The sequence below is a fragment of the Shimia sp. MIT1388 genome (assembly GCF_047124445.1).
Taxonomy (GTDB): domain Bacteria; phylum Pseudomonadota; class Alphaproteobacteria; order Rhodobacterales; family Rhodobacteraceae; genus Shimia.
The window spans coordinates 2766128-2788110 of record NZ_CP138921.1 but is presented as its reverse complement, the minus strand read 5'-3'; the positions used below and the strand labels follow the sequence as shown (position 1 = coordinate 2788110).

Here is a 21983-nt window from a genome sequence, read left to right as displayed (position 1 = left end):
GCCCTAGACCATCCCGGTGGTCCGGGGCCTTCAGCCACTAAAGAAACGCGCCGATGTCTTTCCTCAATGTCATCCGCCGCCGCTTGATGTTCCTGATCTTGGTTCTCTTCGGTGTGACGGTCATCACCTTCACCATCTCCAATCTCATTCCCGGCGACCCGGCCCGCATGATTGCGGGTGACCGCGCGACGCCTGAGATTGTGCAGAACATCCGCGAGGACCTCGGCCTCGATAAACCGCTGCCGGTCCAGTACTTCCGCTATCTCGAAGGCGTGGTGCAGGGCGACTTTGGCACCTCGATCCGCACACGTCGTCCGGTGCTGGAAGATCTGCGTATCTTCTTCCCCGCCACATTGGAGTTGGCGCTGACCGCGCTGTTGTTTGCCACCGCATTGGGCATTCCATTGGGTGTGGCCTCCGCCGTGTGGAAAGACAAACCCATCGACCACTTTGTGCGTGTGATCGCTGTGACCGGTATCTCCACCCCCGCCTTCTGGCTGGGCCTGCTGGTGATCTTGTTGTTCTACGGCAACCTCGGCTGGCTCCCCAGCGGTGGGCGTATCGATCCTTCGCTGGAGATGCCCACCCGTATCACCGGCTTCCTGATGATCGACAGCCTTTTGGCGGGTGATTTGGTCGCCTTCGGCTCTGCCCTCAAACACATCCTTCTCCCCGCTTTTACATTGGGCTTTGTCCACCTCGGTGTGGTGGCCCGCCAAGTGCGCGCCGCGATGCTGGAAGAGTTGCAGCAGGACTACATCCGCACCGCCAAAGCCAACGGCCTCAGCCGCTTCAAGATTGTCTTCACCGAAGCCCTGCCCAACGCCATGATCCCCTCGATCACCGTTCTTGGCCTCGCGCTGGGCGACCTGCTGTATGGCGCAGTGCTCACAGAAACCGTCTTCGCCTGGCCCGGCATGGGCGCCTATGTGGTGAACTCCATTCAGGCGCTGGATTTCCCGGCGGTCATGGGGTTCACCGTGGTGGTTTCGCTGGCCTATGTGCTGATCAACCTGGCTGTTGATCTGATCTATATGGCGGTTGATCCGCGCATCCGGGAGGTCTCGTGATGAGCGACGCAACCGTTTCCGCAAACCCTGTCAAACGCGCCTTGTCGCGGGTGGATTGGGGCTACCTCTGGTATCAAATCAAGAAAAGCCCGCTTACGCTTGGCGGCGGGGCCGTGGTGCTGATCGTGCTGTTTCTGGTGATCTTTGCACCGGTCTTTGCCACGCACGATCCCAATGCCATCGACCTGCGCGCCCGCCTGGCCGCCCCCAGCTGGGACCATTTCTTTGGCACCGACGAAGTTGGCCGTGATCTCTACTCTCGTATTCTCTATGGCGGGCGGCAATCTGTGGCCGTGGGGTTCTTTGTTGTGGTTGTGGCCGGTTTCATCGGCACCTTCATTGGCGCCTTTGCCGGCCTGATCGGCGGACGTGTGGATGTGGTGATCATGCGAATGATGGATGTGGTGCTTTCCGTGCCCTCTTTGGTGCTGATCATGGCGCTCGCCGCGGCGCTTGGCCCCAGCTTGATCAACGCGGCCATTGCCATCGCGCTGGTGCGCATCCCGGTCTATGTACGTATCTCACGCGGCCAAACCCTGCTGATCCGCGAAATGTCCTTTGTGACCGCGGCCGAAACCTTCAAGGCGTCCAAACTGCACATCCTGCGCTGGCACATCCTGCCCAACATCCTGTCTCCGGTCATGGTGCAGGCGACGTTGGACCTCGGCAGCACCATCCTTCTGGCCTCCGCGCTCAGCTTCATCGGCCTTGGCGCGCAACAGCCAACCGCTGAGTGGGGCGCCATGGTGGCCACCGGACGTAACTACATCCTGGACCAGTGGTGGTACTCGGCCTTCCCGGGCTTTGCCATCCTGATCACCGCCACCGCCTTTAACCTGTTGGGTGACGGCATTCGCGACATCCTTGATCCCAAACAGAAGGCACGCTGACATGGCGGACCCAGTATTGAAAATTGACGGACTGGAAGTTCTGTTTCCGGGCTTCGCAGGTGATGTGCATGCGGTGAACGGCGTGGATCTGGAAGTCCAGCCGGGCGAGATTGTTGGTCTTGTGGGCGAAAGTGGTTCGGCCAAATCCGTGACTGCCATGACCGCCCTGCGGCTTTTGCCGGACGGCGCGTTCCGTCAGGACGGCGGCAAGATCAGCTTGCTTGGCCGCGATGTGCAATCCATTTCAGAGCGCGAGATGAACCGCCTGCGCGGCGGTGACGTGGCCATGATCTTTCAGGAGCCACAAACTGCCCTGAACCCAACCAAGACCATCGGCAAACAGATGCTGAGGGTGATCGAGTTGCATTCCAACCTGCGCGGCATGGCGGCCCGAGACCGGGCCATCGAGCTGCTCAAAGACATGCGCATCAACGATGCCGAAGAAATCTTGGGGCGCTACCCGTTTGAGCTCTCCGGCGGCATGCGTCAGCGTATTCTGATCGGTATGGCCTTTGCCTGCTCTCCGAAGCTGCTGGTGGCGGATGAACCCACCACTGCTTTGGACGTGACAGTACAACGGCAGGTGCTGCAACTGCTGCACGCCAAAGCCCGCCAAACCGGCGCCTCGGTGCTGTTTATCTCCCATGACCTTGCAGTGATCAGCCAGTTCTGTGACCGCATCTATGTGATGTACGCAGGCCGTGTGGTGGAGACCGGACCAGCGCAAAAAGTGCTGGGCAACCCGCAACACCCCTATACTGCGGCCTTGATCGAGGCCTTGCCGGAGGACGCGGACCCAGGCGCCCCCCTGGCCTCCATCCCTGGCACCGTGCCCAATCTGGTCAATCCCCCCAAGGGCTGCGCCTTTCAGGCCCGTTGCCGCCATGCGCAGGATGCCTGTAATTCGCGCCCATCACTCACGGATGTGGGCAAGAAACACCAAGCCGCCTGCTGGCTCTGCGAGGAGGTTACAGCATGAACACCAATAGCGTGATGACGCTCACCAACATCCACATGCGCTTCCCGTTTGGCGAAGACTGGTGCGGCCGTCCGCGTGGCTTTGTGCATGCGCTCAATGGCATTGACCTGGACATTCCCCGCGGCAAAACGCTGGGCATTGTGGGCGAGTCCGGCTGTGGCAAGTCTACTTTGGCGCAGGTGCTGATGGGCATCCGCAAACCTTCGGAAGGGGAGGTCACCCGCAACTTTGGCGCAGACCACGATGTGCAGATTGTGTTCCAGGATCCGCAAAGCTCGCTCAACGCGCGTATGCCGGTTTGGCGCGTGATTACGGAACCGGTCTTTGCGGTCACCAAAACCCCAAAGGCCGAGCTGCGTGCACTGGCCGCAGAGCTTGCCGCCAAAGTGGGCCTCCGTCCCGAAGTGCTGGACCGCTATCCGCATGAGTTCTCCGGCGGCCAACGCCAGCGGATCGCCATTGCTCGCGCGCTGTCCTCCGATCCGGATGTGATTGTGCTCGACGAACCTACTTCGGCGCTCGACATCTCCATTCAGGCGCAAATCCTCAACCTGCTCAAAGAGCTGCAGGCCGAGCGCGGCTTGACCTACATCTTCATCTCCCACGACATTTCCGTGGTGCGTTATCTCTGTGATGAGGTGGCGGTGATGTATCTGGGGCAGGTGGTGGAGCATGGCGCGTCCGACGCGGTGCTGGCTGCGCCCAAACACCCCTATACCCGCCTCTTGCTGGAGTCGATTCCGACCATGCGCGCCACTGGCGGGCTGGGCGAGGCGCTCAGCAACACAGACCTGCCGTCCAACCGCAACCTGCCGACCGGTTGCTTCTTCAAGGACCGCTGCGAGCTGGCGGGCGCGGGCTGTGACGTGCGACAAAACATGGTGCCTACCGAGCAGGCCCAGGTGCGCTGTTGCCAAACAACAGCCGCCACCCCACAGAAGGTGCCCGCATGACGTTGGTGCCGGTCCAACATGCGGCCATTGATGTGCAGCTTGCCTATGCGACGTCCCGAAACTTCGCTGGCGAGGTGCTTTACACCACGGCGGAGGATCAACAGGCACGCCTGCACAGACATGCCGCCGATGCGCTCTTTCATGCCGCTGATCGCGCTGCCGCCCTCGGACTGCGCCTTCTGCTGCTGGATGCCTATCGCCCCCAAGCGGTGCAACGCCGCTTGTGGGAGGTACGGCCGGACCCCGAATTTGTTGCAGACCCCGAGATCGGGTCAGACCACAGCCGCGGCACCGCCGTGGACCTGACGCTGACCCGCGCAGATGGCACTGTGCTCGACATGGGCACAGACTTTGACGCCGCCTTGCAACAATCGCATCACTCCAGGATCGACATCCACCGTGAGGCTCAGCAAAATCGCTTGATTCTGCTGGGTCTCATGGTGGGTGCCGGTTTTGAGATAAACCCCTATGAGTGGTGGCACTACGCGTTGGAGAACTCGGAAAACTATCCGCTTCTCTGACGCAAATAGGGCAGGGCGCTTTACCGCGCCCGCCGCCGCAACAACCAGACAAAGAACAGGCCGCCCACCAAGCCGGTGACAATGCCAATTGGCATGTCTTCCGGTGCCATGATCGTGCGCGCGATGATGTCGGACCACAAAAGGTAGATCGCGCCAAATAGCGCGGAGGCTGGGATCACGCGGGCATAATCCCCGCCTACCAGCATACGCACGATATGCGGCACCATCAGGCCAACAAAGCCAATCATACCCGAAAACGCGACCATCACCCCGGTGATCAACGCGCCGACAACAAAGATGATCAAGCGGAACCGCGCCACCGGGATGCCCAACGTGGCGGCGGTCTCGTCGCCCACCGTCATGGCATTCAATTTCCGCCCATTAATCCAGATGTAGGTGCCGCAGACGGCGAGCACCGCCAGCGGGAAAACCAAATGGCTCCACTGTGCCAAGCCCAGGCCGCCCAGCATCCAGAACACCACTGTGTGGGTGGCTCTTGGATCGCCAAGAAAGATCAACACATTGGCCAGAGACATCACGATGAAGGACACCGCCACACCCGCCAGGATCAACCGATCCGCGCTGGTGGCCGAGGCAAACTGCGACACCGCCAGCACCAGCAACGTTGCGGCCAAGGCCCCGCCAAAGGCAAACAACGGCACGGTAATGAGACCCCAAAACATGCCGGTGTGCATCAGCACCATGATCGCCCCAAAGGCCGCGCCGGAAGAGATCCCCAACAGATGTGGATCGGCCAACGGGTTGCGTGTCACAGCCTGTAAGCTGCCGCCCACAACCGCCAATCCGGCGCCCACTAGACAGGCCAGCAAAGCCCGTGGAAAGCGAATGTCCCAGACAATCGCTTCGCGCCCTTTGGACCAGTCCTGCTCAATTGTGCCCGGCGCCACCTGATTGATCAAGATGCTCCAGACGGTGTGCAGGGGCACAGAGACCGCCCCCACACTGATTGCGACCGAAATCGAGAAAAGCAACAGGAGCACCCCTGCGCCGATCACATAAGGAAACCTGCTCTTTGGCCGTCCTGCTGCTCTTCCTGTCATTTATTTCGCCCGGAACGCTTCTGCGAGGGTTTTAACCGCTTCGATGTTGCGTGGCCCTGGGGTTGCTTCAACATACTCCAGAGTCACAAATCGGTCGTTCTTCACGGCGTCCATCTCGGCAAAGGCCGGGTTGTTCATCATGAAGGCGCGCTTTTCCTCAGCCGTCACATTGCCGTAGTTCACGATTACGATGACCTCCGGGTTGCGCTCCACAACTGGCTCCCAGCCAACTTTGGCCCAGCTTTTCTCCAGATCGTTCATGATGTTGGTGCCACCCGCCGCTTCAATAAGCGCGTTTGGCATCGCATAGCGCCCTGCGGTGAACGGCGTGTCTTCGCCGCTGTCGTAGACAAACACACGTGGTGCGGTTTCTAACGGCGCCAAACCATCGGTGAAGGCTGCAAGGTCGGCCTTGTAGCCATCGACCAGCGCGTCGGCTTTGTCTTTCACGTCAAAGATCGCGCCGAGGTTTAGGATGTCGTTGTACATGTCATCCATGCTGGCGGCGTCTTTCTTGCCAATGTGGATGCAGCTCTCGGTCAGCTCATAAACCTTGATGTCAAACGGCGCGAGCGTCTCAGGTGTGACTTCGCCGCCCACTTTCATGCCGTAGTTCCAACCGGCAAAGAAGAAGTCCGCATCTGCACCGATCAGCACCTCTTTGGACGGATACTTGGCAGACAGTTCTGGCAGTTCTTCGACACCGGCGCGCATCTCTTCGTCCAGCGTTTTCCAGCCGGAGATGCCGGTATAGCCAACCATGCGATCTGCCAGGCCCAGCACCAGCATCATCTCGGTCAGGTTCACGTCGTTGGAAATGGCCGCTTTGGGCGGCGCGTCAAAGGTCACTTGCCGGTTGCAGCTGTCCACGGAGGTTTCTGCCAGCGCGGCGGTGGTGGACAGGGCCAGCAGGGCGCTGACGGCGGCAGTGGTAAATTTGGTGGTCATAAATGTGGTCCTTTAGTTTGGGAGGTGAAAAGTAAGGTGTTGGTTTTGGCTCACGCTCAGCATCTGGCGCTGGGCGGTGACGGAAAACGTGTCAGAGACAAGCTGTTCGCTCAGCACGTCATTCGCGCTGCCAAAGCCTTGGCAGTGTCCGTCTTTCAAAAGCAGGATGGCGTCACACACATCTGCGGCCATGTTCAGATCATGCAGCGAGACCACGATGGTCAGCCCAAGCGACCGGATCAGTGAGAGGATTTCGAGTTGATGGCGAATGTCGAGGTGGTTGGTGGGTTCATCCATCACCAGCACCTGCGGTTGCTGCGCCAAAGCTCGCGCCACCATCACCCGTTGCCGCTCGCCCCCTGAGAGGGTGTCGAAATCGCGGGCAACCAATGCCTCCAACTGCATCCGTTCGATAGCTTCATCAATGATCTCGGCATCTTTTTGGCCTTCCGACGACAGCCCGCTGCGGTGGGGCGTGCGCCCCAGCGCCACAATATCGCGTACCGAAAGACCAAAGGCGCCCGGTTGTTCCTGCAACACGGCGGCCACCTTGCGGGCGGCGACTTTGGCGGACATCCCCCAAAGGTCCTGTTCATCCACCAAAATCTGCCCGGATGTCGGTTTCTGATAGTGATAGATCATCCGCAAAAGCGTCGACTTGCCCGCGCCATTGGGGCCGACAACGCCAAGCACGCGGCCGGGGTAGACTTCAAAACTCACAGGGTTCAGCAGGAAGGGTTGGTTTTTGCCCGGTCGCCAACACACATCCTTGGCCACCAGATGCCCGGCGCTCATGCCAGCCGCTCTGCGCTGTCCTCAAGCGCCAACATCATCGACGGTACCCGCGCCAAGGTGTGTTTGCGTAACTTGCCGGGGCGATCTACCGATGAACACCAGCCATCCCCAAGCACCGCATATTGCTGTGCAAAGGACACCAGATCCGCAATGTCCTGCTCCGGCGTGATGTCCCCAAACAGATAGGTCGCTTTGCGCGTGCTGTGATAGGCTACGGTGCAAGGGTGTTTGCAGCCCGCCATACAGGCGACGCCGGAAATCTCGAACTCTTCCGTGATCGCGTCACCGGCCATATCAATGGCTTCACGCAGGCGCTTGATCAGCTCATAGCCGGGGCGACAGGTCTCGCCGACGTGTTTGCAGGATGTGCAGATAGAAATTCTGTGGGTTGGGGTGGCCATCTCGCCCTCCGCGATAGCGCGGGGCAAGCACAGTCAGTTTTTCACACGGATCAATCCGCAAAGCCATCTTGGCCTCCTGTCCGGACGCCCCGCCCGGGTTGAAGTTATCGTCTGGATGGCAGGTCTCCTGACTTGCGGGTTGTGGCTATCCCGAACCTTCCCAAGCGCATCGCGCTCAGTGGTGTCCTCGGGGTCGCTCGCCGCTCACAGTTGCGGGGGCAGTCACGGATTTGGCTTTTGGGGCCGCACCGTATTCCCTTTTCATCCCGGTCTGACAGAGGTCGTCGCGGGAACCATCTCCTCTCCATTCGGACAAAGACGGGAATGAGTCAATAGGTTTCCCGCGGCGGGAAAACAAAATGCTGCGGCATCATGTGCTCTGGATCACAAGATCTCGCCCCTCTAGGGAAGGCGAGCGCCATTAAGCGCGCAGGGTGGAAACTGTCACAGCGACAGGCGGGCTCTCGGCGGCGCTGTACGCTGGCAAACAGGTTCCACGCGGCCTACAATAGATGTCATACGCCGCTCTGCGACATCACGTTTGAGTAAGCCAAGACAATTGTTCCGAAGGGCAACTTGCGTCTTTTTCAAGCTTGGTATACATCGGCATACAATACCTGCCCTGTGAATCACTTCATGGTTCAAATGAGGGTGTTCATGCTTAAGCCAACCTCAAATCGCTAGGATCATCATGAGCTTGTATACAGATTATCTGAACGAGATTGAGACCCGGAAAACCGAAGGTCTGAATCCAAAGCCAATTGATAGCGGCGCGCTGGTCAGCGAACTGATCGAACAGATCAAAGACACCGGCAACGCCCACCGCGAAGACTCCCTGAAGTTCTTCATTTACAACACCTTGCCAGGCACCACGAGCGCCGCAGGTGTGAAAGCCGAATTCCTCAAAGAGATCATTCTCGGCGCGGCTGACGTGGCCGAAATCACCCCGGAGTTCGCCTTCGAACTGCTGTCCCATATGAAGGGTGGCCCGTCTGTTCGCGTACTGCTCGATCTGGCGCTGGGCGACGATGCCGCGATTGCTGCTCAAGCCGCAGCCGTGCTGAAGACTCAGGTCTTCCTCTATGAGGCAGACACCGATCGTCTTGAGGAAGCCTTCAAGGCCGGCAACGCTGTCGCCAAGGATCTGCTGGAAAGCTACGCCAAGGCGGAATTCTTCACCAAGCTTCCTGAAGTCGAAGAAGAGATCAAGGTTGTGACCTTTATCGCCGGTATCGGTGATATCTCGACTGACCTTCTGTCACCCGGTGCCGAAGCACACTCTCGTGCCGACCGTGAACTGCACGGCAAATGCATGTGCTCTCCGGAAGATCAGGTGGCCATTCAGGAGCTGCAGAAACAGCACCCTGATGCACGTGTGATGCTGATCGCGGAAAAAGGCACCATGGGCGTGGGTTCCTCCCGTATGTCCGGTGTGAACAACGTGGCGCTGTGGACCGGTAAGAAGGCATCGCCTTACGTGCCATTCATCAACATCGCACCTGTTGTCGCGGGCACCAACGGCATCTCCCCGATCTTCCTGACCACCGTTGGCGTGACCGGCGGCATCGGCATTGACCTCGACAACTGGGTCAAAAAGACCGATGCGGACGGCAATGTTGTCGTGGATGAAGACGGCGAAGCCGTGCTGGAAGAGGCCTACTCCGTGGCCACCGGCACCGTGCTGACCATCAACACCAAAGACAAAACGCTGCGCGATGCGGACGGCAACGTGCTGAAAGACGTCTCTGCGGCCTTCACCCCACAAAAAGTGGAGTTCATGAAGGCGGGCGGCTCTTACGCTGTGGTCTTTGGTAAGAAACTGCAGACCTTTGCCGCAGGCGCGCTGGGCCAGGAACTGAAATCCGCCTACGCACCATCCAAAGAGCTGTCTGTGGAAGGCCAAGGCCTGACCGCTGTTGAAAAAATCTTCAACCGCAACGCGCTGGGCACCACCCCAGGTGTGACGCTGCACGCCGGTTCTGACGTGCGCGTGAAAGTAAACGTTGTGGGCTCTCAGGACACCACCGGTCCAATGACCGCGCAGGAACTGGAAGCGATGGCCGCCACCGTGATCTCCCCGTCCGTGGACGTGGGCTATCAGTCCGGCTGTCACACCGCGTCGGTTTGGGACAAGAAGGCGCAGGCCAACATCCCTAAGCTGATGAAGTTCATGAACGACTTCGGCCTGATCACCGCGCGTGACCCAGAGGGCGAGTATCACGCGATGACCGACGTGATCCACAAGGTGCTGAACGACATCACCGTGGATGACTGGGACGTGATCGTCGGCGGCGACAGCCACACCCGTATGTCCAAAGGCGTGGCCTTTGGTGCGGACTCCGGCACCGTTGCTCTGGCGCTCGCCACCGGCGAAGCTTCCATGCCGATCCCTGAGTCCGTGAAGGTGACCTTCAAAGGCCAAATGGCCCCACATATGGACTTCCGTGACGTAGTACATGCCACCCAGGCGCAGATGCTGGATCAGCACGGTGATAACGTCTTCCAAGGCCGCGTGATCGAAGTACACATTGGCACGCTGCTGGCGGACCAAGCGTTTACCTTCACCGACTGGACCGCAGAGATGAAGGCGAAAGCCTCTGTCTGTATCTCCAATGATGAGACCCTGATCGGATCCCTGGAGCTGGCCAAAGGCCGCATCCAGATCATGATCGACAAAGGCATGGACAACGAAGCTGCGCTTCTGCAGGGCCTGGTGGACAAAGCTGACGCGCGGATTGCCGACATCAAATCCGGCGCCAACTCTGCGCTGAAACCGGATGCGGACGCGAAATACTTCGCTGAAGTGGTTGTGGATTTGGACCAGATTGTCGAGCCGATGATCGCCGATCCGGACGTGAACAACGACGACGTCTCCAAGCGCTACACCCATGATACCATCCGCCCAATCAGCTACTACAACGCTGAAAAGAAAGTGGATCTGGGCTTTGTGGGCTCCTGCATGGTGCACAAAGGCGACATGAAAATTGTCGCGCAGATGCTGAAGAACCTCGAAGCGGCCAACGGCAAGGTCGAGTTCAAGGCACCGCTGGTTGTGGCCGCGCCGACCTACAACATCATCGACGAGATGAAGGAAGAGGGCGACTGGGAAATCCTCGAGCGTTACTCCGGCTTCACCTTTGACGACATGTTCCCAAAGGAAAAGGCGCGCACCGAGTACGAGAACATCCTCTACCTCGAGCGTCCAGGCTGTAACCTCTGCATGGGTAACCAGGAAAAAGCCGCCAAAGGTGACACCGTTCTGGCCACCTCGACCCGCCTGTTCCAGGGCCGCGTCGTGGGCGATCTGCCGGAGAAAAAAGGTGAATCGCTGCTCGCGTCCACACCGCTGGTTGTGCTCTCTGCCATCCTGGGTCGCACCCCAACGTTGGAAGAGTACAAGGCTGCTGTTGAAGGCATCGACCTGACCAAATTTGCCCCACCACTGCAGGTGCCGGCAAACACCAAGTCGGCGCACTTCTAAAGCCAGGCAGCGCTTCGGCGCAGCTTAGAAAAACGAAACCCCGGTGCAGCAATGCGCCGGGTTTTTTGATTGAGAGGAAATCACCTTGGTGGCGAGACTTATTCGTGCATCTTCGCGCCCTTGGTGATTTTGTCGACAATCTTCTTGTCCGCGCGCAACGCAATCCCAACCGTGTTGAGCGCATCCGAACCATGCGCCGCAAACACCGCCCGGTTGGCCGCATCATGCCCGGTGGCAAACATCTCGTCGATATAGGCCACGGTTTCGACCTCACGCGTGCGCGCACGGTTGCGAATGTTGGTCAGCACATTGGCGGCTCCGGTGAGTACAATGACGGGCTGCACCGACATGGCAAGGTGCCGATGTCCGTCCGCATCTTCGTAGGGTGCGCCAATGAGATCGGGCGTGGCGCCAGTGATGCCACTCATCAAAAACGCCGTGACATTGAGCTTCTGCCAGGTTGCGAGATCATCGCGCACCACGATGGCAATTTTTGTGTCAAACATATGGGACTCCCTCCCCACTTCCGAAGGAAAAATGGGGTGTGTAGGAAACCTCCGTCCATTCTTCCGGTTTTTGGGTAAATATGTGTATAACCTTCGGGTGAGGCAGCGCCCACCAAAGCTATTTCGGATCGGAGACACAGCCATGGAGCTTGACCGAACAGATCGCCGCATTTTGGCGCTTTTGTCGAAGAATGCACGGATGACCAACAAGGAACTGTCCCATGAGGTCGGTTTGGCCGCATCCAGCGTGCATGATCGCCTAAAGCGTCTGCACCAATTTGGGCTGATTTCTGGCACCCACACCGATGTGCGGTTGGAGGCCCTGGGTTTGTCCTTGAAGGCGCTGCTGTTCATTCAAATGTCGGAACACAAAAAGACCGACCTGGAGCGGTTTCTGCGGGAGATCTTGCAAGTTCCCGAGGTCCGCGCCGGCTGGATGATCAGTGGTCGGTTTGATGCGGTGGTGGAGGTGGTGACTAGAGACACGGCCCACCTGCACCAGCTGGTTGTCGAACGGTTTTCCTCCCGCGCAGAAATCAGCCGCATCGAGACCTCCATTGTGTTTGACAGCGTGACACAACATGATCTCACCGACACTCTGTGTGTGGCCGATGCGCCCTAGCTGAGGCGTCGGCGCGGCTGTCTCGGTGGGGCGGACCGGTGGGTTAGGAAGAACGAGAGCCCCACCGCAATCAAAGACACAAACAACGCCGAGAAGATCACGTCTGACAGGAAATGGCGGCCAAACACCACGCGCAGAAAAGCGCCAGCGACAGCCAGGCTCAGTGCCGATCCAAACAGTATGTGCCGCAGCACTGATGACCTGACAAACCGGGTCACCACATAGGCGGAGATGGCAAAGGCGGTCGCACCAGCGGCTTCGCCGGACACAAAGGAGCAGTTAGCGACACATTGCGCTGCAATCTCAAATGGCGGCGTGAACAGCAGGTCTCCGCCAAATTCCGTGGTTGTGTCAGGCCGAGCCCGTCCCCAGTGTGCCTTCAGGATGGAGTGCACCAACAGGCCCGGTCCAAAGAGGTAAACCCCAACCAGGAAAAGCCAGACACTCCCTGGGATGGTCAGCAGCTTGATATGTTTGAGAGCCAGCAAAGCGCCGATCAGCTCCAGAATGGCCATCGCCGTATATGTATGATAGCCAATCGCGCGCAGCTGTTTCAGGCTGTCGAACTGTGCGAGGTAAAACCCTTCTTCTGCGCTCCAGAAAAGCGATGACACCCAGAGATCAATCGCGGGTAGGGAGGCAAACAGCGCCTGAAACGCGGCTGTCATCAAAAGCAGCCAAAGCAAGGCCCGAAGGCGGGTTTGCCGCGATTTGAGCTGCCATCTGCGCCGGGCGCTGTCGGAAAAACGATCGCTTTGAGCGAGCAGTGTCGATGTCATCAAGTCCATCCTGTTTTGGCTCTTTGCCGTCACGTGGCGCGCAAGAGCTATGGCCGTGCGTTGGTCCTGCCGCCGCTGCACCCGAGGTCTTGGGCGCAAAGAAATTCGCGGTGCGAGAGCGCAGCGAGGCAGTGGGCAGAGGAGTGGCGCAGCGGCGGCTTACCGATCCAGCGCAGATGCTTGAGTGGGTGGCGATCTGCGTGTGTGGTCACGCAGATTTCGCGAACGGTCGTTTCTGGACCGGTCGCGAAACGGGTGATAACGAGGGGGCATGATTTCGCAGAAGATTGCCCTCACCCCTCAAACCCTAAAAACCACGCTGGGCGCTTCGGTGGCGGGCGCGGTGGTGGTGTTGGTTCTGCAGCCAGAGCACACCTCAAGCTTGCCGATTCTGGTGGCTTACGGGCTTTGGGCGACACATCTGTTTTTTGGTTTTTTGCTGTTTCTGTCCGGGGTGGCTTTTCTTCAGCGGCTGGGCTGGCGCAATCCCTGGCCCACCATTGTTTCGGCCTTGATGTTGCCGATACTATTTGGCGCGGTCTCGCTCGCACTGGACTATGGTTTTGGCAATCCGGAAGAGGGTGAGCCAACCGCGACGACATTCCTGGGATTGCTGCTCGAAGAGATTGTCGCTGTCACCCCGGCCAGCTTTGTCATTGCCGGTGCCCTGATCTACCTGCTGCGCCGCGAAGCACCGCCCGCTGAGCCCGCGGCGCCAAAGCCTGTTTCGCTGAGAAGTCTGATTGCGTCCGTGCCGCTTGATCTCGGAAACGACATCATCCGCATGCATGCACAAGACCACTACGTCGAGGTGGTCACCACTCAGGGCCGTAGCCTGTTGTCCGAGCAGTTTGGCGAGTGTGTCGACAAGCTCGCGGACCTTGATGGCATCCACTGCCATCGCTCCCATTGGGTCCGTTTGGCCCATGTCGTGGACATCAAGAAAAAGGGCAGTGCCTATGCCTGCTTCTTGAGCAATGGGGACGAGGTCCCGATCAGCCGGCGCAAGTACAGCGAATTCAAGTCCCGCCTCCACAACACAGCCGCTAGCACCTGATGGTTCTCAGGCGGATTGGCTTGTTTTTTGCGAGAGCAATTGGCGCGAAATGGCGAACACAATCCGAGTGCGGGGTCTGTTTGAATTCACTGTCTGGAGGGTGGTTTGGTGGAGCCTAGGAGGATCGAACTCCTGACCTCTACAATGCCATTGTAGCGCTCTCCCAGCTGAGCTAAGGCCCCAAACCTGGTAGGCATCTCTGCCTGTGCGCGCCTAATTAGGCGCATCCTGGGGCGGGTTCAAGCGAAAAATTCCGCCCCAGGGAAACTTTTTTCGACGATTAGTTTTCTTCGTCGTCAGAGGCCACGTCCGCGATTTCATCCAGCGAAACGTTGTCATCCTCATCATCGTCATCCAGAACATCATCTTCGAGGTCCAGATCAACGGTGTCATCATCATCCAACACGTCATCCGCGTTGTCTGCGTCAGACGCTTTGGCTTTCAATGTTGCCGCATCCGCTTCGTCTGCTGCAATCATCCGGCTCTTGCCGGCGTCTACTTCCACGACATCGCCCGTGTAGGGGCTGATGACTGGGTTTTTGTTCAGGTCATAGAATCGCTTGCCGGTGGTTGGGCAAACGCGCTTGACGCCCCATTCTTCCTTGGGCATGGGTTGTCCCCTTCAATCGGTTGAGTCTCTCTCGACGATTTGGGGGAGGTGCCATAACAATGGCCCCGTGTCAAAGGGTAACATCGCATTGTCGATATAGGAGCGCGCATGGCGCAACATATCATCCCCGGAACGCCTCCTGTGACGGTGGCTTTGCGCCGATCCAGCCGCGCGCGACGCATCAGCCTGCGGGTGTCGCGGCTTGATGGAAAGGTGACCCTAACGATTCCCTCCAGCGTTTCAGAGCGCGAGGCCATGGCTTTTGCTTTTGAGAAGCAGGACTGGCTGCGCAAGCAGGTCGCACAACAGCCGGAAACTGTGGTGGTCGCACATGGGGCCTCGGTGCCTGTGGCTGGGCGTCCACGCCTGATTGTGGCTGGTGAAGGCCGATCCGTGCGCTTGGGCAGCGATGAGCTCTCCGTGCCCGGCAAGCCCGAGCAGGTGGGGCGCAAGGTGCAGGGCTTTCTCAAAGAGCTCGCCCGCCACCGGCTCGCCGAAGCGGTGGATCACTACGGCGCCCGACTGGGACGCCAGCCGACCAAACTCACCCTGCGTGACACCCGTTCCCGCTGGGGCTCTTGCTCCTCCACCGGCGCGCTGATGTTCTCCTGGCGGTTGGTTATGGCCGCGCCGGACGTGCTGGACTATGTCGCCGCGCACGAAGTGGCCCACCTCAAGGAAATGAACCACTCCCAGGCCTTCTGGAACGAAGTCACGGTTATTCACGGCCCCTACGAGGCCGCGCGCCGCTGGCTGCGCGACCATGGCCAAGAATTGCACCGCTACCAATTTGCCGCGTGACCCCGCCGCATTGACCTTTCCTGCGTTTGTGATCACAAAGGCGGCATGATCCCAGCCAGCCGCCAACCCCAAGACCAATCCGCCGCCGCTCACGACCGCGTATATCGTGCGCTGCGGACCAGCATCATGTATGGCGAACTTGCGCCCGGTGAGGCGCTTACCCTGCGCGGCATTGGCAAACAGTTTGAGGTCTCCATGACCCCGGCCCGCGAAGCGGTGCGCCGTTTGGTGGCTGAAGGCGCTTTGACGCTATCGAACTCTGGTCGCGTCGCCACGCCGGAACTCAGCAGCGAACGGCTTGAAGAACTCGCCGCCCTGCGCGCCTTGATCGAAGTGGAACTCGCCAGCCGCGCCTTGCCACGCGCCCATATGGCGCTGATTGACCGGCTTGTGGCGATCAACGGTACGGTCGCCGACGCCGTCAGCCGCCGCGACTCCGTCGGGTACATCCGCGCCAATCTCGAGTTCCACCGCACGCTCTACCTGCGCGCCCAGGCACCGGCGATGCTGGCGATGGCCGAAACTGTCTGGCTTCAGCTTGGCCCCACCATGCGCGCGCTTTATGGCCGCCTGCGCCAGACCGAGCCGCCGCATTATCACCGGCTAATCATCGCTGCGCTCAAAGCCGGGGACGAACCGGGCCTGCGCCTCGCGGTGCGCTCTGACGTGACCCAAGGTCTGCGCCTGCTGGCGCGTTAAGCCCGCCTAGCCGTGCGTCGGCCACACGCGGTGCTCATCATCAATCACAAAGGCGTGCGCGTGTCGCCGCCCGCCATGGGCTTTCACATGCGGATGATCCTCCGGCAGCTCCGGATGCTCGTGCTCAACCTCTTTGGGCGCGGGTGTCCAAACCCAATAGCCCACCAAAGCACTGACCAATCCCAATGCCCCGAGTACCATCAGCGACAGCGCTTGTGATCCTTCGGTCGCGCTCCATCCGGCAAGAGGATAGGCCACCAGCCAGCACACATGGCTCAGGGCAAACTGCGCAGTAAACACCGCTGTGCGATCTTCGGAATGAGCAGAGCGGCGCAGCAACCGCCCTGATGGAGTCAGGATGGCCGAGTAGAGCGCCCCGACCACGGCCCACAGTATTAGAAACGTTGGCCAACTGGTCACGCCCGCTTGCTGCATCCACAGGCCATGCGCCACCGTGACACCAGCCAAAACCACCGCACTGTTGCCCATCACTCGCCGATCCGACAGGCGCTCCAGCATCCGTGGCAAGGTCAACGCCGCCGCCATACTGCCTGCGCCAAAGGCGCCCATCGCCAGGGCCAGTCCGGTTTCCCCCATGCCATAGCCATCGCGCACCAGCACCACAGTGTTCACCAGCACATAAGCGACACAGCTCGCCGCCGCCATGTTGAACGCCAGCAACCCGCGCAGCCGTGGCGTCGCCAGATAAATCCACGCCCCGCGCGTCAGGCGTTCGCGGAACGGTCGCTCCTTGCTAGGTGGGCGCGCGGGCAGAGGTGTCACGAGGATCAACAGTGTGGAAATCAAAAAGCCCGCCGCCGTGCCAACAAACAGCCCGTGATAGCTCATCACCAAAAGCAAAACGCCCGCGAGGGCAGGGGAGAGCAAGTTCTCCAGATCATAGGCCAACCGCGACAGCGACAACGCCCGCGTGTAGTCTTCTTCTTTGGTCAAAATGTCGGGAATGACCGCCTGAAACGTTGGCGTAAACAAGGCTGACGCGCTTTGCAGCAGAAAGATCAGCACATAGATCTGCGCCACACTGTCGACAAACGGCAAAAACAGCGCCACGCCAAAGCGGATCACATCAGCGGCAATCAACACGCTGCGCCGGGGTAGGCGGGCCGCCAAAGCGCCAAGTACCGGCGAGAGGCCAACATAGGCCACCATCTTGATGGTATAGGCCATGCCCAACACGGCGCCGGCCGATGGTCCGGCCAGATCATAGGCCAGCAGGCCAAGTGCAATGGTCAATAATCCGGTGCCTGCCAGCGCCACAACTTGGGCTGCAAACAACCTGGCGAAGGCTGGGTGTTTCAGAATCCGTAGCATAGCGTCACCCTAGTCTTGATATGGCAAATCTCAAGAGCGCCCGTCGCTGCGTCAGCGCGACAAAAGTGCCTGTTCCCCTGTGGCTGGCCTCTGTTAGACAGAAGGCACATCACAGGGAGACCACCATGACACAGACCATGACCGCCGTTGAAATTTCAAAACCCGGTGCTGCGGATGTGCTCAAAATGGTTCAGCGCCCCATCCCGACTCCCGGTCCCGGCGAGGTTCTGATTAAGGTGGCTTACTCCGGCGTGAACCGCCCGGATGTGTTGCAACGGGCCGGTCTTTATAATCCGCCAGCCAATGCCTCCGATCTGCCAGGTCTCGAAGCCTCCGGCACGATTGCCGCTGTCGGGGCGGGAGTAAGTGAGTGGGCCGAAGGCGATGAGGTCTGCGCTCTGCTACCCGGCGGCGGCTACGCTGAATATGTGCTGACACCCGCCGCACATTGCCTGCCCGTGCCCAAAGGCATGGGGCTCAAAGAAGCGGCCTGCCTGCCGGAGACCTTCTTCACCGTCTATTCCAACGTCTTCCAACGGGGCGGTCTCAAAGCGGGCGAACGATTTTTGGTGCACGGTGGCTCCTCCGGCATCGGCACAACCGCCATCCAGCTTGCCAACGCTTTTGGCGCGCGCGTCTTCACCACCGCGGGCTCTGACGAGAAATGCGAAGCCTGCCTGAAGCTCGGCGCAGAAAAGGCGATCAACTATCGCGCCGAGGACTTTGTCGATGTGCTGCGTGCCGAGGGTGGGGCCAATCTGATCCTGGACATGGTCGGTGGCGACTACCTGCCGCGCAATGTGAAGGCGCTCGCCGATGACGGGCGTTTGGTACAGATTGCCTTCCTGCAAGGTCCACAAATCCAGCTCAACTTCGCCCATGTGATGATGCGCCGTCTGACCATCACCGGCTCCACCCTGCGCCCGCAGAGTGACCTCGCCAAAGCCAAGATCGCCGAGGCCTTGCGCAGTGATGTTTGGCCGCTTCTGGAAAGTGGGCGCGTTGCGCCGGTGATGGACAGCGAATTCGCCTTGGCGGATGCCGTGGCGGCGCACCAGCGTATGGAAAGCAGCGGCCACATCGGCAAAATCGTGATGAAAGTGGCCTAAACCATGGTTTATTCCGCCAGTTTTGGCGGAATACCCCCTTCCCACCAAGCCTGCCCTTGGGGCATGTAGGCCGCGCGAACTGATGGCCAATTGTGGCCTAGGCACGAGGTGGGAACAGGACCGTGAAAAAATTCGGACTTCTTTTGGTGGCAGTGGCTTTGGCGCTGCCGTTTGTGTGGTGGCCACAAATTGCGCAGGGCCGGGACGGCTTGGCGCTGTTTAGCCAATATCTCGGCCTGGGCGCGTTGATCGCCATGGCCATCTCCCATCTGATCGCCACCCGCTGGCCCGGCGTGGAAATGGTCTTTGGCCCGATGGACCAATCTTACCGCCTGCATAAATGGCTCGGCATTGGCGCCATGGTGGCGATCCTGCTGCACGATACCATTGATGCGGACATGAAAGGTCTGGGGCAGGAAACCATGCTGGTGGATCTGGCCGAAACCCTTGGCGAAGTCAGTCTCTATGGCCTGTTGATGCTGGTGGTGATCACGGTTGCAACCTTCATTCCCTATCATCTGTGGAAATGGACCCACCGCTTCATTGGGATTTTCTTCCTGTTTGGCGCCTTCCACTACCTCTACATTCTGAAGCCTTTCAAAAACGGCGATCCGCTGGGTCTGTATATGTGGGCGGTCTGCATTGTGGGCACGGTGGCCTACGCCTGGACCTCTGCGCCACGTGGTATGCGCCCGCGCAAGTCGTATGAAATCACCGCTGTGACACAGGAAGGGGATGCGATTGCCGTGGACATGAAGCCGACGGGCCGTCCGCTGCGTCACCGCGCGGGTCAGTTTGCTTTCTTCCGCTTCTCCGGTGCCGGCCTGAATGAACCGCACCCCTTCACCATTTCCTCCGCTCCTACAGACGATGGCGCCCTGCGCATCACCGTCGCGCCACTGGGCGATCTGACCAACCGCGTTTCCCGCAGCTTGGCCGTGGGGCAGGCCCTTCAGGCGGACGGCCCCTACGGCCACTTCGGACGCGCCAAGGGCGCGCAGGTCTGGATCGCGGCGGGCGTGGGTGTCACCCCGTTTGTGGCGCTGGCTCAGGCTTTGCCAGCTGACGCAGCCCCGGTCACGCTGGTCTACTGTGTGCGGGACAAGGCGAATGCGCCGCATCTGGCAGAACTCGAAGCGCTGGCAGCGGCCAAGCCAAACCTAACGCTGATCCTCTGGCAAAGCGCCGAGCGCGGCCGCTTCACCGCCGCTGCCTTGCCGGGCCTGGTGGATGATATCGCCACCCGCAAAGTGCTGTTCTGTGGCCCCGTCCCCATGCGCCGCGCGCTGTCCAAGGACCTACCGAAACAGGGCGTCTCCCAGCGCAACTTCCACTACGAGGCGTTTGAGATTCGCACCGGCATCGGCATCCGCCGTCTCGCCGAGTGGCTCTGGCAGCGCCATCAGGCGCGCAGCACAAGCTAGTCAAACCAACGGTCTAAGTCGGGAAATGGCATGGCGAGCAACCTTTAGTTGACTCAGCGCCCTTTCTCGGCGACCATGAGTGTACTCGATTTTATTCATGCTGATTGCCACCACTCACCCTAGCCTACAATCAGCATGCCATGCCCCGCTCACGGGACGCTTTGCGCTTTTGCTGTGAAACACACAGCCTTAAGCCCATAAGAAAGGCCGGAGTGTTGCCACTCCAGCCCTTCCAAATTGTTCGCGGCTAGGCCGATCCTCAGATCGCCGCCTTCTTGCTTTCGTCCAGATAGATCTCACGCAGACGGGTCGCAATTGGCCCCGGTGTGCCATCTCCCAGCGCCACGCCATCGATCTCCACAACCGGCATCACAAAGGCACTCGCCGAGGTGGTGAACGCCTCATCCGCACCCTGCGCTTCCTCGATTGTGAACAGACGCTCTTCGATCTTCAGCTGCGCCTCAGCCGCCATCCGCAAAACCGCCTTACGGGTGATGCCATGCAGGATGTCGTTGCTCAGCGGACGCGTCACAATCACGCCGTCCTTCACAAAATACGCGTTGTTCGACGTGCCCTCGGTCACATAGCCGTCTTCCACCAGCCAGGCATCATCCGCACCGGCCTTCTTGGCCATCATCTTGCCCATGGATGGGTACAGCAGCTGCACGGTCTTGATGTCGCGACGGCCCCAACGGATGTCCTCGATCGAGATGATCTTCGCGCCCTTCTTGGCCGCAGGGCTGTCCGCTAGGCCCGGTTTGTTCTGTGTAAACAGCACGATGGACGGTGGCGTGTCCTCAGACGGGAAGACAAAATCGCGGTCGCCATCGGACCCACGGCTGACCTGCAGATACACCAGACCTTCCACAATGCCGTTCTCTTCCACCAGCTTGCGGTGGATCGCCAGAAGCTCGTCTTTGCTGCAAGGCTCCGCCATCTCCAGCTCGTCCAGCGAGCGCTTCAAACGCACGGCGTGGCCTTCAAAGTCGATCAGCTTGCCGTCCAGCACCGAGGTCACCTCATAGACCGCGTCCGCCATCAGGAAGCCCCGGTCGAAAATCGAAATCTTGGCGTCTTCTTCCGGCAGGTATTCGCCATTGACGTAAACAGTGCGGCTCATCGTGTGTCTCTCCTAGCAATCTGCTGCTTTGTCGGGTGCGCTGCACCACAGGTCAAGCGTGTTTCGAAATCTCAGGTCTCAAACCATCCGGTTTTCAGCGGATGAGCCCAATCCGGGCGGTTGTGCGCCTGTGCAAGCGCCACCATCCGGCCCGCATCATAGGCCACACGGTGCAGGGAGATATCCCACCCATGGGATCCGCGCTCCATCACCGCAACCCGCGCTGCCGGATCACCACTTTGCACCACATGCGGCACCGGTGCGACGTCGTCATAGGCGGGCAGACCAACGCTGCCGGGGTTGAGCACCACCGCACCCGTCGCCAGTTGCACAGCGCGAGGCAAATGCGTGTGACCGCACAGAAGCACTTTTGCTTCGACAGGCGCGGGGGCTGCCAATGCCGCCACCGCCGGGCCACTGCGATCCACCAAATCCCCCTGCGGCGTCACATCATGCAGCCAATAGGTCTCGTCACTCTCCGGTGTGCCATGGCACAAGAAGACATCTTCCACCAAGTTTGTCGCCGGCAACGCCGCAAGCCATTCCTTGTGGCTGTCGGTCAACTGCGCCGCCGCCACCGCATCCGATGGGCCCAGCGTGTCCGGTGGATCTAAAAGATAGCGGTCATGGTTGCCGCGCACAGAAATCATATCATCCCGCGCCATAAGCACATCCAGCGTTTCCGCTGCCGCCAAAGGCCCACTGGCGTGGTCACCAAGGTTCAGGATCCGGGAACAGCCCAGCCGATCAATCTCGGCCAACACCGCTTTCAAGGCGTCCACATTGCCATGGACGTCGGAAATCACCGCCCACCGGTCAGTCATG

The 21983-nt window shown here is 59.8% G+C and carries 22 protein-coding genes, 1 tRNA gene and 1 riboswitch; of the genes, 12 read left to right on the top strand and 11 right to left on the bottom strand.

Annotated features, from left to right (window positions below):
- Positions 1–53: 53 nt before the first annotated feature.
- Genes SIB92_RS13885 through ddpX form a run of 5 tightly spaced genes read left to right on the top strand, consistent with a single transcriptional unit; the run spans position 54 to position 4413 of the window.
- Positions 54–1070 carry an ABC transporter permease gene (locus tag SIB92_RS13885; protein ID WP_412552604.1) on the top strand — a complete coding sequence of 339 codons (1017 nt, stop codon included), beginning with the start codon at positions 54–56 and terminating at the stop codon, positions 1068–1070.
- Positions 1070–1960, top strand: a complete 891-nt coding sequence (gene ddpC / locus SIB92_RS13880) for a D,D-dipeptide ABC transporter permease (protein WP_412552603.1) — start codon at positions 1070–1072, stop codon at positions 1958–1960. Before SIB92_RS13885 ends, ddpC begins: the two co-directional genes overlap by 1 nt.
- A 1-nt stretch (position 1961) precedes the next feature.
- Positions 1962–2939 carry an ABC transporter ATP-binding protein gene (locus SIB92_RS13875; RefSeq protein WP_412552602.1) on the top strand — a complete coding sequence of 326 codons (978 nt, stop codon included), beginning with the start codon at positions 1962–1964 and terminating at the stop codon, positions 2937–2939.
- Complete coding sequence (locus SIB92_RS13870) at positions 2936–3892, top strand: oligopeptide/dipeptide ABC transporter ATP-binding protein (RefSeq protein WP_412552601.1); 957 nt, start codon at positions 2936–2938, stop codon at positions 3890–3892. Before SIB92_RS13875 ends, SIB92_RS13870 begins: the two co-directional genes overlap by 4 nt.
- Positions 3889–4413 (top strand): D-alanyl-D-alanine dipeptidase, encoded by a 525-nt coding sequence (gene ddpX / locus SIB92_RS13865; protein WP_412552600.1) that lies wholly within the window; start codon positions 3889–3891, stop codon positions 4411–4413. Before SIB92_RS13870 ends, ddpX begins: the two co-directional genes overlap by 4 nt.
- 20 nt (positions 4414–4433) lie before the next feature.
- On the opposite strand, the gene SIB92_RS13860 is transcribed toward ddpX, so the two are convergent.
- From SIB92_RS13860 to SIB92_RS13845, 4 genes are read right to left on the bottom strand one after another with little or no spacing between them, the layout of a single operon-like run.
- Positions 4434–5474, bottom strand: a complete 1041-nt coding sequence (locus tag SIB92_RS13860; RefSeq protein ID WP_412552599.1) for a FecCD family ABC transporter permease — start codon at positions 5472–5474, stop codon at positions 4434–4436.
- Positions 5475–6422 (bottom strand): ABC transporter substrate-binding protein, encoded by a 948-nt coding sequence (locus SIB92_RS13855; RefSeq protein ID WP_412552598.1) that lies wholly within the window; start codon positions 6420–6422, stop codon positions 5475–5477.
- Between the two features lie 12 nt (positions 6423–6434).
- Entirely contained in the window at positions 6435–7217 is a 783-nt protein-coding gene (locus SIB92_RS13850) for an ABC transporter ATP-binding protein (RefSeq protein WP_412552597.1), read from the bottom strand.
- Entirely contained in the window at positions 7214–7618 is a 405-nt protein-coding gene (locus tag SIB92_RS13845; protein WP_412552596.1) for a DUF1636 family protein, read from the bottom strand. Before SIB92_RS13845 ends, SIB92_RS13850 begins: the two co-directional genes overlap by 4 nt.
- Before the next feature lie 99 nt (positions 7619–7717).
- Positions 7718–7931, bottom strand: a riboswitch (cobalamin riboswitch).
- A 378-nt stretch (positions 7932–8309) separates the two neighbouring features.
- Here SIB92_RS13845 and SIB92_RS13840 point away from each other — a divergent pair.
- Entirely contained in the window at positions 8310–11099 is a 2790-nt protein-coding gene (locus tag SIB92_RS13840; protein WP_412552595.1) for a bifunctional aconitate hydratase 2/2-methylisocitrate dehydratase, read from the top strand.
- Between the two features lie 98 nt (positions 11100–11197).
- On the opposite strand, the gene SIB92_RS13835 is transcribed toward SIB92_RS13840, so the two are convergent.
- Positions 11198–11605: a DUF2000 family protein gene (locus tag SIB92_RS13835; protein WP_412552594.1), complete on the bottom strand. Its 408-nt coding sequence runs from the start codon at positions 11603–11605 to the stop codon at positions 11198–11200.
- A gap of 142 nt (positions 11606–11747) precedes the next feature.
- Between SIB92_RS13835 and SIB92_RS13830 the strand changes: the two genes are divergently transcribed.
- Entirely contained in the window at positions 11748–12227 is a 480-nt protein-coding gene (locus tag SIB92_RS13830; protein ID WP_412552593.1) for an Lrp/AsnC family transcriptional regulator, read from the top strand.
- On the opposite strand, the gene SIB92_RS13825 is transcribed toward SIB92_RS13830, so the two are convergent.
- Positions 12224–13006 carry a phosphatase PAP2 family protein gene (locus SIB92_RS13825; RefSeq protein ID WP_412552592.1) on the bottom strand — a complete coding sequence of 261 codons (783 nt, stop codon included), beginning with the start codon at positions 13004–13006 and terminating at the stop codon, positions 12224–12226. The two genes, SIB92_RS13830 and SIB92_RS13825, sit on opposite strands and share 4 nt — an antisense overlap.
- 271 nt (positions 13007–13277) lie before the next feature.
- Here SIB92_RS13825 and SIB92_RS13820 point away from each other — a divergent pair, with 271 nt between their 5' ends.
- Positions 13278–14063, top strand: a complete 786-nt coding sequence (locus SIB92_RS13820; RefSeq protein ID WP_412552591.1) for a LytTR family DNA-binding domain-containing protein — start codon at positions 13278–13280, stop codon at positions 14061–14063.
- A 106-nt stretch (positions 14064–14169) separates the two neighbouring features.
- On the opposite strand, the gene SIB92_RS13815 is transcribed toward SIB92_RS13820, so the two are convergent.
- A tRNA-Ala gene (locus SIB92_RS13815) sits at positions 14170–14245 on the bottom strand.
- Between the two features lie 98 nt (positions 14246–14343).
- On the bottom strand, positions 14344–14673 hold the full coding sequence (locus SIB92_RS13810; protein WP_294117132.1) for a TIGR02300 family protein: 330 nt from the start codon (positions 14671–14673) through the stop codon (positions 14344–14346).
- Positions 14674–14781: 108 nt separating this feature from the next.
- Here SIB92_RS13810 and SIB92_RS13805 point away from each other — a divergent pair, with 108 nt between their 5' ends.
- Together SIB92_RS13805 and SIB92_RS13800 are read left to right on the top strand one after the other, a co-directional pair.
- Entirely contained in the window at positions 14782–15474 is a 693-nt protein-coding gene (locus tag SIB92_RS13805; RefSeq protein ID WP_412552590.1) for a M48 family metallopeptidase, read from the top strand.
- A 45-nt stretch (positions 15475–15519) separates the two neighbouring features.
- Positions 15520–16173, top strand: a complete 654-nt coding sequence (locus SIB92_RS13800) for a GntR family transcriptional regulator (RefSeq protein WP_412552589.1) — start codon at positions 15520–15522, stop codon at positions 16171–16173.
- 6 nt (positions 16174–16179) lie between these two features.
- Here the strand turns inward: SIB92_RS13800 and SIB92_RS13795 are convergent, their stop codons facing one another.
- Positions 16180–17505, bottom strand: a complete 1326-nt coding sequence (locus SIB92_RS13795; RefSeq protein WP_412552588.1) for an MFS transporter — start codon at positions 17503–17505, stop codon at positions 16180–16182.
- Between the two features lie 125 nt (positions 17506–17630).
- On the opposite strand from SIB92_RS13795, the gene SIB92_RS13790 reads away from it, so the two are divergent.
- Positions 17631–18614 carry an NAD(P)H-quinone oxidoreductase gene (locus SIB92_RS13790; protein ID WP_412552587.1) on the top strand — a complete coding sequence of 328 codons (984 nt, stop codon included), beginning with the start codon at positions 17631–17633 and terminating at the stop codon, positions 18612–18614.
- A gap of 122 nt (positions 18615–18736) precedes the next feature.
- Positions 18737–20038: a ferric reductase-like transmembrane domain-containing protein gene (locus tag SIB92_RS13785; RefSeq protein WP_412552586.1), complete on the top strand. Its 1302-nt coding sequence runs from the start codon at positions 18737–18739 to the stop codon at positions 20036–20038.
- Positions 20039–20297: 259 nt separating this feature from the next.
- On the opposite strand, the gene SIB92_RS13780 is transcribed toward SIB92_RS13785, so the two are convergent.
- Together SIB92_RS13780 and SIB92_RS13775 are read right to left on the bottom strand one after the other, a co-directional pair.
- Positions 20298–21158 (bottom strand): D-amino-acid transaminase, encoded by an 861-nt coding sequence (locus tag SIB92_RS13780; RefSeq protein ID WP_412552585.1) that lies wholly within the window; start codon positions 21156–21158, stop codon positions 20298–20300.
- 71 nt (positions 21159–21229) lie between these two features.
- On the bottom strand, positions 21230–21982 hold the full coding sequence (locus SIB92_RS13775; protein ID WP_412552584.1) for a metallophosphoesterase family protein: 753 nt from the start codon (positions 21980–21982) through the stop codon (positions 21230–21232).
- Position 21983 lies beyond the last annotated feature (1 nt).

What these genes read in the sequence shown, in the direction of transcription:
- SIB92_RS13885 (WP_412552604.1), top strand. Translation starts at nt 54, where the DNA reads ATGTCTTTCCTCAATGTCATCCGCCGCCGCTTGATGTTCCTGATCTTG.
- ddpC (WP_412552603.1), top strand. Translation starts at nt 1,070, where the DNA reads ATGAGCGACGCAACCGTTTCCGCAAACCCTGTCAAACGCGCCTTGTCG.
- SIB92_RS13875 (WP_412552602.1), top strand. Translation starts at nt 1,962, where the DNA reads ATGGCGGACCCAGTATTGAAAATTGACGGACTGGAAGTTCTGTTTCCG.
- SIB92_RS13870 (WP_412552601.1), top strand. Translation starts at nt 2,936, where the DNA reads ATGAACACCAATAGCGTGATGACGCTCACCAACATCCACATGCGCTTC.
- ddpX (WP_412552600.1), top strand. Translation starts at nt 3,889, where the DNA reads ATGACGTTGGTGCCGGTCCAACATGCGGCCATTGATGTGCAGCTTGCC.
- SIB92_RS13860 (WP_412552599.1), bottom strand. Translation starts at nt 5,474, where the DNA reads ATGACAGGAAGAGCAGCAGGACGGCCAAAGAGCAGGTTTCCTTATGTG.
- SIB92_RS13855 (WP_412552598.1), bottom strand. Translation starts at nt 6,422, where the DNA reads ATGACCACCAAATTTACCACTGCCGCCGTCAGCGCCCTGCTGGCCCTG.
- SIB92_RS13850 (WP_412552597.1), bottom strand. Translation starts at nt 7,217, where the DNA reads ATGAGCGCCGGGCATCTGGTGGCCAAGGATGTGTGTTGGCGACCGGGC.
- SIB92_RS13845 (WP_412552596.1), bottom strand. Translation starts at nt 7,618, where the DNA reads ATGGCCACCCCAACCCACAGAATTTCTATCTGCACATCCTGCAAACAC.
- SIB92_RS13840 (WP_412552595.1), top strand. Translation starts at nt 8,310, where the DNA reads ATGAGCTTGTATACAGATTATCTGAACGAGATTGAGACCCGGAAAACC.
- SIB92_RS13835 (WP_412552594.1), bottom strand. Translation starts at nt 11,605, where the DNA reads ATGTTTGACACAAAAATTGCCATCGTGGTGCGCGATGATCTCGCAACC.
- SIB92_RS13830 (WP_412552593.1), top strand. Translation starts at nt 11,748, where the DNA reads ATGGAGCTTGACCGAACAGATCGCCGCATTTTGGCGCTTTTGTCGAAG.
- SIB92_RS13825 (WP_412552592.1), bottom strand. Translation starts at nt 13,006, where the DNA reads ATGACATCGACACTGCTCGCTCAAAGCGATCGTTTTTCCGACAGCGCC.
- SIB92_RS13820 (WP_412552591.1), top strand. Translation starts at nt 13,278, where the DNA reads ATGATTTCGCAGAAGATTGCCCTCACCCCTCAAACCCTAAAAACCACG.
- SIB92_RS13810 (WP_294117132.1), bottom strand. Translation starts at nt 14,673, where the DNA reads ATGCCCAAGGAAGAATGGGGCGTCAAGCGCGTTTGCCCAACCACCGGC.
- SIB92_RS13805 (WP_412552590.1), top strand. Translation starts at nt 14,782, where the DNA reads ATGGCGCAACATATCATCCCCGGAACGCCTCCTGTGACGGTGGCTTTG.
- SIB92_RS13800 (WP_412552589.1), top strand. Translation starts at nt 15,520, where the DNA reads ATGATCCCAGCCAGCCGCCAACCCCAAGACCAATCCGCCGCCGCTCAC.
- SIB92_RS13795 (WP_412552588.1), bottom strand. Translation starts at nt 17,505, where the DNA reads ATGCTACGGATTCTGAAACACCCAGCCTTCGCCAGGTTGTTTGCAGCC.
- SIB92_RS13790 (WP_412552587.1), top strand. Translation starts at nt 17,631, where the DNA reads ATGACACAGACCATGACCGCCGTTGAAATTTCAAAACCCGGTGCTGCG.
- SIB92_RS13780 (WP_412552585.1), bottom strand. Translation starts at nt 21,158, where the DNA reads ATGAGCCGCACTGTTTACGTCAATGGCGAATACCTGCCGGAAGAAGAC.
- SIB92_RS13775 (WP_412552584.1), bottom strand. Translation starts at nt 21,982, where the DNA reads ATGACTGACCGGTGGGCGGTGATTTCCGACGTCCATGGCAATGTGGAC.